A 13,119-nucleotide genomic window follows, 5' to 3' on the forward strand; every position below is an offset into this window, starting at 1 on the left:
GGCCGGCTCCCACAATGGACCTGCATGCAACAGACCCGTGGGAGCTGGACTTGCCAGCGATCGAGCGCGAAGCGGTCGTAATTCAGGCAACACATGATGTGCTGGCTGCACCGAACTCATCGCCGGCAAGGCCGGCTCCCACACTAGGCCCGGAACTGCCCCAGGCTAGCCTTGAGCTGCGCCGCCAGGTCGTCGAGCACCTTGCTGCTGGCGGTGGTTTGCATCACCACTTCGGCAGCCCGCTCGGCCTGAGCATGGATGGTCTGCACCCTGCCACGCACCGCCTGCGCCCCATGCGCCTGCTGCTCAGCCGCACGGGTAGCCAGGCCGATAGCCGCATGCACCTGCTCCACCGAAGCCTGCACCGACTGCTGCACCCGCGCATTGTCGCGCAGCACCAGCAAGCCTTCGCTGGCCTGGCGCCCAGCCAGGCTGATTGCCGCCACCGCTTCTTTTGCTCCTTGCTGCAAGGCACCGATATGCGCCTGGATGTCACCGGTCGAACTCTGGGTCTTGCTCGCCAGCGCCCTGACTTCATCGGCCACCACGGCAAAGCCACGCCCGGTTTCCCCGGCGCGCGCCGCTTCGATGGCGGCGTTGAGTGCCAACAGGTTGGTCTGCTCGGCAATACCGTGGATCACCGTCAGCACCACCTCGATCTGCTCGCTCTGCTGGGCCAGGCGCTCGATGACCTTGGAGCCGGTCTCGACCTGTCCGGCCAGGTCTTCGATGAGCTTGGCCACCTGGGTTGAAGTACGGCTGTTCTCGTCGGTGGCCTGGCGAATATCCACCACTTGCTGCAAGGCCGATTGCATGGCCTGGCTTTCGGCCTGAGCCTCATCGGCCATGCTCGACAGGTCGCGCAGGCTGGCAGCGACTTCGTCGCGCTGCAGTTCGGCAGCGGCGTCGGCGCCGGCATTGCGCTGGGTCATGGCACCGATCTCGATGCCAGTACGCTGGGCCACCTCACCGGCTTCGCGCACGATAGGCTGCAGCTTGGCAACGAACTGGTTGACCGCCGCAGCCATGTCGCCGATCTCGTCGCGACTGTCGATGGAAACGCGCTTGGTCAGGTCACCCTCACCCGCCGCCAGGTCGTTCAGCGCAGCGATCAACAGGCGCAGCTTGTTGACCACGCGCCGGCCGAGCACCACCGCGACCACCAGCAGTACACCCAGGCCGACCAGGGCCAGCCCCACACCGATGTTCCAGCGCAGGGTTGCCGCGGCGTCCTGGACGCTTTGCGAGGTATTGGCCTGCATGCCGGCAGCGCTGGCCTGAGCCGCCTCCAGACGCGCGCGCAGGGCCTTGCTGCTGTCTGCCGCGGCGCCCACCAGGCTGTCGCCGACCAGCTGATCGCCACTGGCAATCAACGCCGAGAAGCGTTTGTCCAGCGCCACCAGCTCGTGGTCGACCACGGCAGTGGAAACGCCCATCAGCACCTTGCCGATCTCGACACCATTGGGGTTGATAGGGGCCTCGACGAAATACACCGACGGGTCGTTGCGCGCAGCATCCAGCACCTTGTCCAGCGCCCGCTCACCCTTGCCCTTTTCCAGCAGCGCCTGGTTGATCGGGTTCTGCCGGTTGAGATAACGGGTCAGGTGCTGCCCCTGGGCGTCGTCGTAGATGACGAACAGCACGTTAGGGTTGCGCTGGGCCCGACGGGAAAACTCCGACAGGGTCGGCACGTCGTTGTCCCACATGGCCCGCGGCGCCACCGAGGCAAGCAACTCAGCCATGTCGTTGGCCGAATCCTTGAGATTCTTCTCCAGCGTTGCCCGCAACTGCGCCTGCTCATCCTGCAGGCGTGTGGAAAGGCCTGCAGCCAGACGCTGGCGGGTACTGGCAGACAAGCTGTCGAGCCCGGAGCTTACCTCCTGGCCGGCCTGCTCGAGTTCGGCAGAAAGCTTCTGGCTGTCGGCAGCCAGACGGTTGCCCAGATCGGCCTCCAGGGCAGTCACCGTGCTCCGGGTCAGCGCGACCGCGACCAGCACCTGCACCAAAAGAGCGATACCGAGAGCAACAAAGACAGGCCGCAACAGGCGGCTTCGTAACAGTGAGAGAACGGCGGACACGAAAGAACCCTCTACTTCTGGGGCCATTAAAGTGATGGCACCGCTGGAGTGATTCTTACAGCAAAGGTTGTGCCGATCAGCCGACAGAAACGACAAAGGCCCCTATCAAGGGGCCTTTGTCTTTACATCAGTCGCGGATCAGGCGAACGGATGACGCAGCACGATGGTCTCGTTGCGGTCCGGGCCGGTGGAGATGATGTCGATCGGCGCGCCGACCAGCTCTTCCACACGCTTGATGTAGGCACGGGCGTTGGCCGGCAGTTCTTCCAGGGTCTTGGCACCCAGGGTCGACTCGCTCCAGCCCGGCATTTCTTCGTACACCGGCTCCAGGCCGATGTAGCTGTCGGCGTCGGTCGGGGCATCGATAACGGCACCGTTCTCGTTCTTGTAGCCAACGCAGATACGGATGGTTTCCAGGCCGTCGAGCACGTCCAGCTTGGTCAGGCACAGGCCGGAGATGCTGTTGACGTCGATGGCGCGACGCAGGATCACGGCATCGAACCAGCCGCAACGACGGGCACGGCCGGTGGTGGCGCCGAACTCGTGACCACGCTTGGCCAGGAAGGCACCGACGTCATCGAACAGTTCGGTCGGGAAAGGGCCCGAGCCAACGCGGGTGGTGTAGGCCTTGGTGATACCGAGGATGTAGTCCAGGTACATAGGGCCAACGCCCGAACCGGTAGCGATGCCGCCAGCGGTGGTGTTGGAGCTGGTCACGAACGGGTAGGTACCGTGGTCGATGTCCAGCAGCGAGCCCTGGGCGCCTTCGAACATGATGTCCTTGCCAGCGCGACGCAGGTTGTGCAGCTCGGCGGTGACGTCGAGCATCATCGGCTTGAGCAGCTCGGCGTATTCCATGCACTCGTCCAGGGTCTTCTGGAAGTCGATTGCAGGCTCTTTGTAGTAATTGACCAGCACGAAGTTGTGGTAGTCCAGCAGCTCGCCGAGCTTGGCAGCGAAACGCTCGCGGTGGAACAGGTCACCGATGCGCAGGCCGCGACGGGCAACCTTGTCTTCGTAGGCCGGACCGATGCCGCGACCGGTGGTGCCGATCTTCTGCTCGCCACGGGCTTTTTCACGAGCCTGGTCGAGGGCCACGTGGTAGGACAGGATCAGCGGGCAGGAAGGGCTGATGCGCAGGCGCTCGCGCACCGGTACGCCTTTCTCTTCCAGCTTGTTGATTTCACGCAGCAGGGCGTCAGGTGCAACCACCACGCCGTTGCCGATCAGGCACTGCACGCCTTCGCGCAGCACGCCCGAAGGGATCAGGTGCAGCACGGTTTTCTCACCGTCGATCACCAGGGTGTGACCAGCGTTGTGGCCACCCTGGTAGCGCACTACGGCGGCAGCATGTTCGGTCAGCAGATCAACGATCTTGCCTTTGCCCTCATCACCCCACTGGGTGCCCAGGACTACGACATTCTTACCCATAACACTTGTCCTCATTCGCGCAAACTTGGCGCCGGCTCGTACCGGCGGGGAATCTCAAATGGCCAGCGGCAGAACCTGCCAAAGCCCGTTTTGCTGAATCAATTGCCGATCGCAATCCGCCTCGACGGCGGCAGTCAATGGCTGCCCAGGCAAGGCCTGAACCACCCGCTGACCTTCACTGCGCAATTGGCAGACCAACTGCCAGAGTGCCGCATCGCTGCTGTCGGGCATCCAGATCCCGCCAGACGGCAATACCACCTCGGCTCGCCCCAGTGTGACCAGGGTCTTCAAATCCGTGGAGAAACCGGTGGCCGGGCGTGCCCGGCCAAAGTCTGCTCCGATGTCGTCGTAACGACCGCCCTGGGCGATCGACTGACCGACACCCGGGACGAACGCGGCAAACACCACACCGGTGTGGTAGTGGTAGCCACGCAGCTCGCCCAGGTCAAAATACAGCGGCAGCTCGGGGTAACGCGTGGCCAGCCGCTCGGCGATCGCCATCAGGTCATCCAGTGCCGCCAGTACCGCAGCCGGTGCACGGCCAAGACGCACACGCGCCTCGGCCAGCACTTCACGGCCACCGCACAGCTCGGTGAGCGAGCGCAGCATGCCGGCCAGGTCCGCTGGCAGCTTGGCGGTCAGCTCGATCACTTCGTCGACGGCCTTGCGCTGCAAGGCATCGAACAGTTGTTGCTCGATCGCACCCGACAGGCCGGCAGCACGGGCCAGGCCACGGTAGATACCGACATGGCCAAGGTCCATGTGCACATCCGGCACATCGGCCAGTTGCAGCATGGCCAGCATCAGGCTGATCACCTCGACGTCGCTGACCGGGCTGGCGTCGCCGTACAGCTCGGCACCGAGCTGGATCGGGCTGCGCGAAGTCGACAGCGCCCGCGGCAAAGCGTGCAGCACGCTGCCGGCATAGCACAGGCGGCTCGGCCCTTCACGACGCAGGGTGTGCGCATCGATGCGCGCAACCTGCGGGGTGATGTCGGCACGGAAACCCATCTGCCGGCCCGATTGCGGGTCGATGACCTTGAAGGTCCGCAGGTCCAGGTCCTGGCCGGCACCGGTGAGCAGCGATTCCAGGTACTCGATATGCGGGGTCACGACGAAGTCATAACCCCAGCTCTGGAACAGATCCAACACCTGCCGACGCGCGATCTCGATGCGCGCCGCCTCAGGTGGCAGTACTTCTTCGATGCCATCTGGCAGCAGCCAGCGGTCTACCGTTGCCATTTCGCCATTTCCCCTATGGTCCGGGCGGCCTGCCCGCGGGCGAGCCTTGAGTGAAGCAGGTATCGGCAAACAATGGCGCGCAGCACCGATTCCAGCGCTACCGCCGTGCCTATACCCTCGAATACCTTGGGCTGCTCTGTAGACCCGAGCCGGGTTTGAACCGTTCGATCTTGCAGACGCAAAAAAGCCGGGAATTTCCCGGCTGCCGCATCATACACCCGTTTTCTCGCGGGATCACCCCGCCAGGCGTTTTAGCCGCCCGGCGGGGTAGATGCTTATGGCTTGGTCTTGCCCATGAAGCGGAAGAACTCGCTGCTCGGATCGAGCACCAGTACATCGCTCTTGTCGGCAAAGCTCTCGCGGTAGGCCTTGAGGCTACGGTAGAACGCGTAGAACTCCTGGTCCTGACCGTAGGCCTTGGCGTAGATCGACGCGGCCTGGGCATCGCCGTCACCGCGGGTTTCTTCCGATTCCCGGTAGGCTTCAGCCAGCAGTACACGGCGCTGACGATCGGCGTCGGCACGGATGCCTTCGGCCAGCTCGTTACCCTTGGCGCGGTGCTCGCGGGCTTCACGCTCACGCTCGGTGCTCATCCGCTCGAACACGCTGCGGTTGACTTCCTTGGGCAGGTCGATGGCCTTGACGCGAACGTCGACCACTTCGATACCCAGTTCCTTGCTGGCCATGCGGTTCAGCGATGCAGTGATGTCAGCCATCAGCGCGTCACGTTCACCGGAGACCACTTCGTGCAGGGTGCGCTTACCGAACTGGTCACGCAGGCCGCTTTCCAGACGGCGCGACAGACGTTCGTCGGCGATCTGCTTGAGGCCCGAGGTCGCGGTGTAGAAGCGCTCGGCGTCCTTGACCCGCCATTTGGCGTAGGCATCGACCATCACCGCTTTCTTTTCCAGGGTCAGGAAGCGCTGGGTCGGGGCGTCCAGGGTCATCAGGCGGGCGTCGAACTTGCGCACCTGGTTGACGTAAGGAACCTTCACATGCAGGCCAGGCTGGACATCAGCCTGGACCACACGACCAAATTGCAGGAGTACCGCACGCTCGGTCTGGGCCACGATGTAGAAGCTGTTCCAGGCCACGATCGCCAGCACCACGGCCACGATCAGGGCGATCAGCGATTTATTGCTCATCAGCGGCTCTCCCTAGTACGCAACTGTGTTTGCTGCTGTTGCAGCTCCGCCGCGCGGTTGGCCGCATCGGCGTTGGCCGACGGCGCAACGGTGACCGGGGCAGAGCCGGAACGGCTGCCCTGCACCATCTTGTCCAGCGGCAGGTACAGCAGGTTGCTCTGGCCGTCCTTGCCGGAAACCAGGACCTTGCTGGTGTTGCTGTAGACTTCCTGCATGGTGTCCAGGTACAGGCGCTGACGGGTCACTTCAGGGGCCTTGCGGTACTCGGCGACCAGTTTGGTGAAGCGGTCGGCCTCACCCTTGGCGCGCGAGACGACTTCGTCGCGGTAACCGTTGGCATCCTCGATGATCCGCTGGGCCTGACCACGGGCTTCCGGCACCACGCCATTGGCGTAGGACTCGGCCTGGTTGCGGGCACGCTGCTCGTCTTCACGGGCACGGATCACGTCATCGAAGGCTTCCTGCACTTCACGCGGGGCTGCCGCGCTCTGTACGTTGACCTGGGTGACGGTGATACCGGTACGGTAGGTATCGAGGAAACGCTGCAGGCGCTCCTTGATTTCCACGGCCATCTGCTCACGACCTTCGGTCAGCACCTTGTCCATCGCGGTGGAACCCACCACGTGACGCAAGGCACTGTCGGTCGCGTGCTGCAGGCTGATTTCAGGCTGATCGACGTTCAGCACGAAATCCTGCAGGTTGGTGATCTTGTACTGCACGGTCAGCGGCACCTCGACGATGTTCTCGTCTTCGGTCAGCATCTGCCCCTGCTTGGTATAGGCACGTTCGCGAGTAACGTTCTCCATGTACTTGCGATCGATCGGCGGGAAGTAGATGTTCAGGCCCGGCCCTACGGTTTCGTAGTATTTGCCGAAGCGCAGCACGACTGCCTGCTCCTGTTCGTCGACCACGTACACGGCGCTGTACAGCCAGATAGCTGCAAGCACGGCGAGACCGATGCCGAGCAGGCCGAAGCCACCGCCCTTGCCGATGCCGCCATCACCACCGCGTTTCTTGCCACTGCCGAACATGCCGTTCAGGCTGTCCTGCAGCTTGCGGAAGGCCTCGTCGAGATCCGGTGGCCCTTTCTTGTCGCCACCACGGCGCCCGCCCCACGGATCCTGATTGTTCGAGTTGCCACCCGGCTCATTCCAAGCCATAGCGCTCTCCATCTGATAAAGCAAAGACGCGCCCACGGCGCGCCGTCCAATGCTACAGAATGCCTGTCACGGCTGCCCGACCGCGTCGCCGGGCATTTATTGCAAAGTATGTTGCTCGATGAACTCCAGCGGCTGCAAACCTTCGCGGCTGACCAGGCGGTTCAACTCCACCCGCGGCAATCGCACAGCCAGCAGGCTGCTGCCTTCATCGTCATGCTCTTCGCTCTGCACCGCACCCAGTTCAAAGAACTGCGCGCGCAGCCGGGCGAAACGCTGCTCAAGGCGCAAGGTACCGACAAACAGGTCATCCCCCAGCAATTCGGCGACCGCCTGCCCCACCAGCTCCAGCCCCCGACCATCGCGGGCCGAGACCCAGACCCGTTGCGGCTTGCCATCGGCATCGCGCTGAATCTGCGGCTCGACACCTTCAAGCAGGTCGAGTTTGTTATAGACCTCGAGGATCGGCAAGCCTTCTGCACCGATCTCTCCCAGTACCGCCATGACCTGCTCGATCTGCGCCATGCGCTCAGGCTCATGGGCGTCGATCACGTGCAGCAGCAGGTCGGAGTTGCTCGACTCTTCGAGCGTAGCCCGAAATGCCTCGACCAGCTTGTGCGGCAGGTGACGAATGAAGCCCACGGTGTCGGCCAGCACGATCGGCCCGAGGTCGTCGAGCTCAAGCCGGCGCAGGGTCGGGTCGAGGGTCGCGAACAACTGGTCGGCGGCATAGACCTCGGACTGGGTCAGGGCGTTGAACAGGGTGGACTTGCCGGCGTTGGTGTAGCCGACCAGGGAAACCGAGGGGATATCCGCCCGTTTACGGCCACGGCGAGCTTGTTCACGCTGGCTGCGGACCTTCTCCAGGCGCGCCTTGATCTGGCGCAGGCGTACCCGCAGCAGGCGGCGGTCGGTTTCCAGCTGGGTTTCACCCGGGCCGCGCAGGCCGATACCGCCTTTTTGCCGCTCAAGGTGAGTCCAGCCACGCACCAGCCGCGTGCTCATGTGCTCGAGCTGGGCCAGTTCGACCTGCAGCTTGCCTTCATGGGTACGCGCCCGCTGGGCGAAGATGTCGAGAATCAGACCGGTGCGGTCAAGCACGCGACACTCGAAGACTCGTTCGAGGTTACGTTCCTGACTGGGGGTGAGGGTGTGATTGAAAATCACCAAATCTACCTGTTCGGCGTTGACCAGGTCGCGTAACTCTTCGACCTTGCCGCTGCCAATCAGGTATTTGGCGGTGGGCTGATGTCGCGCCACATTGGCGAACGCGACAATATCGGCCCCAGCCGACAGTGCCAGCTCCTGAAACTCCTGCGGATCTTCGCGCGCCTCAGGGTTCTGACCTTCCAAGTGAACGAGGACTGCCCGTTCACCACCACCGTGGCGCTCAAAGAACAAAGCAGACTCCTATCAGGCGTTACCTGGCTCAGCGTCGCCTTGCTCTGATTCGGTTGCGCTAGGCAGACGGATCGGACGCACAGGGACAACTGTCGAGATGGCGTGCTTGTAAACCATCTGGCTGACGGTGTTCTTCAGCAGAATCACGAACTGGTCGAAGGATTCGATCGTGCCTTGCAGCTTGATACCGTTAACCAGATAGATCGAAACCCCAACTTTTTCTTTTCTCAAAGTATTCAAGTAAGGGTCTTGTAGCGAATGCCCTTTTGACATATGCCGCACTCCTGTAAGGATCAATAGTAAAAAAATCAAAGAAAAACTGATGGCTCAAGCCGCCCCACCCCAAGGATAGACGGCTATTGCAAGGACTCAGCTCAATATGGAGACCGATCCAAGGTATTTCAAGGTGCGAGACAGATTGTCGCAGGCCAGGCTGTCCAACCAGTGCAGGTCAGCCCAACTACGCAACCAGGTGAACTGCCGCTTCGCCAATTGGCGAGTGGCAATAATGCCGCGCTCCTGCATTTCCACTGAAGTCAACTTGCCATCAAGGTGATCCCAGACCTGGCGATAACCAACCGCCCGTATAGACGGCAGCCCCGCATGCAAGTCACTTCTGGCTCGCAGCAATCGGACCTCGTCAACGAAGCCCTGTTCCAGCATTTGCCCGAATCTTAGCGCAATCCGCTCGTGCAATACGTGTCGATCGGCAGGCGCAATGGCCAGGCTGGCGACAGTATAGGGCAATTGGCCCGCTGCGGACGTGCCTGCGGCGCTACTTTCCGCGGATTGACGCTGGCGATGTGACGTCATCGTCAGGCCGCTGACCCGGTAGACCTCCAGCGCGCGGATCAGCCGCTGCGGGTCATTGGGATGAATACGCGCCGCCGATTCCGGGTCGACCGCCGCCAGTTGCTGGTGCAGGGCGTGCAAGCCGAGGCGCTGGACCTCGTCTTCGAGTTCGGCACGCACCTGCGGGTCAGCCGCCGGCATGTCTGCCAGGCCTTCGAGCAATGCCTTGTAATAAAGCATGGTGCCGCCGACCAGCAGGGGGATTTTGCCGCGCGCGGTGATATCGGCCATGGCCTCCAGCGCATCGCGACGAAAATCGGCGGCCGAATAGCTTTCAGCCGGGTCAAGGATGTCGATCAAGCGATGCGGATGGGCAGCCAGAATCTCTTTGGATGGCTTGGCGGTGCCAATGTCCATGCCACAGTAGACCAGCGCCGAGTCGACACTGATCAGCTCGCATGGCAGGACCTTGGTCAGCTCGATGGCAAGGTCGGTCTTGCCCGCCGCAGTCGGGCCCATGAGGAATATCGCTGGAGGTTTGCCACTCATGTCATCGACCGCGCAGGAACAGTTTGTCCAGATCGTCCAGGCCCATCTGGGTCCAGGTCGGTCGGCCATGGTTGCATTGACCGCTGCGCTCGGTGTTTTCCATGTCGCGCAGCAGGCCGTTCATTTCCGGGATGGCCAGGCGCCGGTTGGCGCGGATCGCGCCGTGGCAGGCCATGGTCCCGAGCAGTTCGTTCAGGTGCGCCTGAATACGGTCGCTGGTGCCGTATTCCATCAGGTCCGCCAGTACATCCTGAACCAGGCGATTGGCCTCGGCTTGCTTGAGCAGCGCCGGAATCTGCCGGATCGCCAGGCTTTCCGGGCCCAGGCGCTGCAACTCGAAGCCCAGGCGCTGGAACCACTCGGCGTGCTCTTCGGCGCAATCGGCTTCGCGCTGGCTCAAAGCCAGGGATTCCGGCACCAGCAGCGGTTGGCCGCTGAGGCCTTCGCTGGCCATGGCCACCTTGAGGCGCTCGTACATGATCCGCTCATGGGCGGCGTGCATGTCAACCAGCACCAGGCCGACGGCGTTTTCGGCAAGGATATAGATGCCCTTGAGCTGAGCCAGGGCGTAACCCAGAGGCGGGATGTCGCCCTGGCCTTCGGGCAATGCAGCAGGCGCGGCATCGTTCAGTGGGGCAAAGAACTCACGGTACACACCCTGGGCTTCGGCCGCAGGCAATGCCTGGGCTGGCCGCGGTGTGTACTGATACTGATAGCCAGCGCCACTGCCATTGCTGCCCAGGGACGGGCGCAGGCCTGGCTCGGCAGGCGGCTGCTCGAGCAGATTGGCGGCCAGGCGCATCTCGCCCTGAGGTCCGAACTCACCCGCCTGAATGCCGCTGGGACGGACGATCTCGCCGGTCGCAGCAGGCGCGGCCAACTGGTCTTCCGGGCGCACATCGGCCAGGGCGCGGTGCAAGGTGCCGTATAGAAAGTCGTGAACCATGCGCCCGTCACGGAAGCGCACTTCGTGCTTGGTCGGGTGCACGTTGACGTCGACGCCTGTCGGGTCGACTTCGAGAAACAGCACAAAGGTCGGGTGCCGACCGTTGAACAGCACGTCGCGATAAGCCTGGCGCACGGCGTGGGCGACTAGCTTGTCGCGCACTGCGCGGCCGTTGACGAAGAAGTACTGAAGGTCGGCCTGACTGCGCGAGAAGGTCGGCAGGCCGACCCAGCCCCACAGGTGCAAGCCGTTGCGCTCGACTTCGATCGGCAGCGCCTGCTCAAGGAAGCCCGGGCCACAAATAGCGGCTACGCGGCGAGCGCGAGCAGTGTCGTCATGGGCTTCGTGCAGGCTGAGAATGCTTTTGCCGTTGTGACGCAGGTGAAAACCCACGTCGAAACGCGCCAGCGCCAGGCGCCGGATCACTTCCTGCAGGTGATCGAATTCAGTTTTCTCGGTCTTGAGGAACTTGCGCCGGGCTGGAGTATTGAAGAACAGGTCGCGCACTTCCACCGAGGTGCCGACCGGATGCGCCGCAGGCTGCACCCGCGGGGCCATGTCGCGGCCTTCGGTTTCCACCTGCCAGGCCTGCTCGGCGTCACGGGTGCGCGAGGTCAGGGTCAGGCGGGCGACCGAACTGATCGAGGCCAGGGCCTCACCACGAAAGCCCAGGCTCATGACCCGCTCGAGGTCTTCCAGGTCGCGGATCTTGCTGGTGGCGTGCCGGGCCAGGGCCAGCGGCAGGTCATCGGCAGCGATACCGCCACCGTCGTCGCGCACCCGCAGCAACTTGACGCCGCCCTGCTCGACTTCGACGTCGATGCGTTTGGCACCGGAGTCCAGGCTGTTTTCCAGCAGCTCCTTGATTACCGAGGCCGGGCGCTCGACTACCTCACCAGCAGCAATCTGGTTGGCCAGCCGCGGGCTGAGCAGCTCGATCCGGGCACTGCTGCTCATTGCTGGGCCGCCAGTGCTGTGGTCGGGATGTTCAGGTGCTGGCCGACTTTCAGCTCATCGGTCTTCAGGCTGTTGGCGCTGCGCAGGCTGGCAACGCTGACCTGATAGCGCACGGCGATCATCGCCAAGGTCTCGCCCGGGCGCACCGAATGCTCGCGTGGGCCCTGGGCAATCTTGCCGCTGTCACGCAGCCAGGCGACATAAGTGCCCGGCGGCGGGTTCTGCTGGAAGAACTGGCGCACGCCACTGTGAATCGAGCGGGCGAGGGACTGCTGGTGGCTCGGGGTCGCCAGCTTGGCGGCCTCGTTGGCGTTGGAGATAAAGCCGGTTTCCACCAGGATCGACGGGATGTCCGGCGATTTCAGCACCATGAACCCGGCCTGTTCGACGCGCTGCTTGTGCAGCGGCGTGATACGGCCCATGTTGCCCAGGACCTTCTGCCCGACGTTGAGGCTGGAGCTCAGCGAAGCGGTCATCGACAGGTCGAGCAGCACACCGGCGAGCATGCGGTCCTTGTCATCGAGGCTAACGTTACCGGCACCACCGATCAGGTCGGAGCGGTTTTCGCTGTCGGCCAGCCAGCGCGCGGTTTCCGAGGTGGCACCGCGATCGGACAAGGCGAACACCGAGGCACCAAACGCGGCCTTGGACGGCGCGGCGTCAGCGTGGATCGAAATGAACAGGTCGGCGCCCTTCTTGCGGGCAATCTCGGTGCGTTTACGCAGCGGGATGAAGTAGTCGCCGGTACGGGTCAGCTCGGCGCGGAAGCCCTTCTCGGAGTTGATCTGGCGCTGCAGTTCCTTGGCGATGGCCAGGACGATGTCTTTTTCGTGTTGGCCGCGCGAGCCGGAAGCCCCCGGGTCTTCACCGCCGTGACCGGCGTCGATGGCGATGACGATGTCACGCTTGCCATTGGGCACCGGGGTCAGCTTGATCGCCGGTTGTGCCGGAGTCACCGGCACCGCAGGCGTGGTGGCGACCGGCGGGGTCGGCGGCGGGGTGACGGCGTCGGCCTCCTGGTCGAACAGATCGACCACCAGGCGGTTGCCGTACTGCGCGTTGGGCGCCAGGGTGAAGCTCTTGGGCGTCACCGACTTCTTGAGGTCAACCACCACGCGCAGGTCGGTGGGCGTACGCTGGGCCGAGCGCACGCTGGTAATCGGGGTGTTGGAGGTGGACACTGAAAGCGGCGCGGCCAGGGTCGCGCCATTGATGTCGATCACCAGGCGATCCGGGGCGGTCAGGGTAAATACGCTGTGCTGCACAGGGCCCGAGAGGTCGAAGACCAGCCGTGTGTTATCCGGCGCTCGCCATAAACGCATACTTTTGACTTGCGTAACGGCCAGAGCGTCCACGGCTACTGCCGTAAGCAGCAGTCCTACGACAGAAACCAGTGCGCGAATGCGCATACCTATCCCCAT

At 63.3% G+C, this 13,119-nt stretch carries 10 protein-coding genes and 1 pseudogene; all 11 read right to left on the minus strand.

The features are described 5' to 3' along the window. Positions 1–143: 143 nt before the first annotated feature. The 11 genes and pseudogenes from ABM562_RS00700 to ABM562_RS00750 all read right to left on the minus strand — a co-directional run bounded on the left by ABM562_RS00700 (position 144) and on the right by ABM562_RS00750 (position 13,119). Positions 144–1,028 carry a methyl-accepting chemotaxis protein gene (locus tag ABM562_RS00700; protein ID WP_415842493.1) on the minus strand — a complete coding sequence of 295 codons (885 nt, stop codon included), beginning with the start codon at positions 1,026–1,028 and terminating at the stop codon, positions 144–146. A gap of 21 nt (positions 1,029–1,049) precedes the next feature. Continuing rightward, positions 1,050–2,105, minus strand: a pseudogene (locus tag ABM562_RS00705) (methyl-accepting chemotaxis protein); the annotation flags it as partial. 111 nt (positions 2,106–2,216) lie between these two features. After that, positions 2,217–3,509, minus strand: coding sequence for an adenylosuccinate synthase (locus tag ABM562_RS00710; protein ID WP_010221599.1), 1,293 nt, complete (start codon positions 3,507–3,509; stop codon positions 2,217–2,219). A gap of 54 nt (positions 3,510–3,563) precedes the next feature. Continuing rightward, complete coding sequence (locus ABM562_RS00715) at positions 3,564–4,751, minus strand: ATP phosphoribosyltransferase regulatory subunit (protein WP_038997444.1); 1,188 nt, start codon at positions 4,749–4,751, stop codon at positions 3,564–3,566. A 275-nt stretch (positions 4,752–5,026) separates the two neighbouring features. Next, positions 5,027–5,896: a protease modulator HflC gene (gene hflC / locus ABM562_RS00720; RefSeq protein ID WP_010221597.1), complete on the minus strand. Its 870-nt coding sequence runs from the start codon at positions 5,894–5,896 to the stop codon at positions 5,027–5,029. Then, complete coding sequence (gene hflK / locus ABM562_RS00725; protein WP_115089095.1) at positions 5,896–7,056, minus strand: FtsH protease activity modulator HflK; 1,161 nt, start codon at positions 7,054–7,056, stop codon at positions 5,896–5,898. The genes hflC and hflK overlap by 1 nt, the downstream gene beginning before the upstream one ends. Before the next feature lie 96 nt (positions 7,057–7,152). Continuing rightward, the gene (gene hflX / locus ABM562_RS00730) at positions 7,153–8,454 is read right to left on the minus strand and encodes a ribosome rescue GTPase HflX (RefSeq protein ID WP_010221595.1); all 1,302 of its coding nucleotides are present in this window, start codon (positions 8,452–8,454) and stop codon (positions 7,153–7,155) included. Positions 8,455–8,466: 12 nt separating this feature from the next. After that, a complete protein-coding gene (gene hfq, locus ABM562_RS00735; protein WP_010221594.1) occupies positions 8,467–8,727 on the minus strand; it encodes an RNA chaperone Hfq in 261 nt (86 codons plus the stop codon). Between the two features lie 96 nt (positions 8,728–8,823). Then, positions 8,824–9,795, minus strand: coding sequence for a tRNA (adenosine(37)-N6)-dimethylallyltransferase MiaA (gene miaA, locus ABM562_RS00740; protein ID WP_115089097.1), 972 nt, complete (start codon positions 9,793–9,795; stop codon positions 8,824–8,826). 1 nt (position 9,796) lies between these two features. After that, the gene (mutL, locus tag ABM562_RS00745) at positions 9,797–11,698 is read right to left on the minus strand and encodes a DNA mismatch repair endonuclease MutL (protein WP_115089099.1); all 1,902 of its coding nucleotides are present in this window, start codon (positions 11,696–11,698) and stop codon (positions 9,797–9,799) included. Then, positions 11,695–13,119: an N-acetylmuramoyl-L-alanine amidase gene (locus ABM562_RS00750; protein WP_205125920.1), complete on the minus strand. Its 1,425-nt coding sequence runs from the start codon at positions 13,117–13,119 to the stop codon at positions 11,695–11,697. Before ABM562_RS00750 ends, mutL begins: the two co-directional genes overlap by 4 nt.

The sequence above is a fragment of the Pseudomonas sp. ZL2 genome (assembly GCF_054788455.1).

Bases quoted from the DNA above. Each gene is read 5' to 3' on its own strand.
- ABM562_RS00700 (WP_415842493.1), bottom strand. From the start codon at position 1,028: ATGGCTGCGGCGGTCAACCAGTTCGTTGCCAAGCTGCAGCCTATCGTG.
- ABM562_RS00710 (WP_010221599.1), bottom strand. From the start codon at position 3,509: ATGGGTAAGAATGTCGTAGTCCTGGGCACCCAGTGGGGTGATGAGGGC.
- ABM562_RS00715 (WP_038997444.1), bottom strand. From the start codon at position 4,751: ATGGCAACGGTAGACCGCTGGCTGCTGCCAGATGGCATCGAAGAAGTA.
- hflC (WP_010221597.1), bottom strand. From the start codon at position 5,896: ATGAGCAATAAATCGCTGATCGCCCTGATCGTGGCCGTGGTGCTGGCG.
- hflK (WP_115089095.1), bottom strand. From the start codon at position 7,056: ATGGCTTGGAATGAGCCGGGTGGCAACTCGAACAATCAGGATCCGTGG.
- hfq (WP_010221594.1), bottom strand. From the start codon at position 8,727: ATGTCAAAAGGGCATTCGCTACAAGACCCTTACTTGAATACTTTGAGA.
- miaA (WP_115089097.1), bottom strand. From the start codon at position 9,795: ATGAGTGGCAAACCTCCAGCGATATTCCTCATGGGCCCGACTGCGGCG.
- mutL (WP_115089099.1), bottom strand. From the start codon at position 11,698: ATGAGCAGCAGTGCCCGGATCGAGCTGCTCAGCCCGCGGCTGGCCAAC.
- ABM562_RS00750 (WP_205125920.1), bottom strand. From the start codon at position 13,119: ATGGGGATAGGTATGCGCATTCGCGCACTGGTTTCTGTCGTAGGACTG.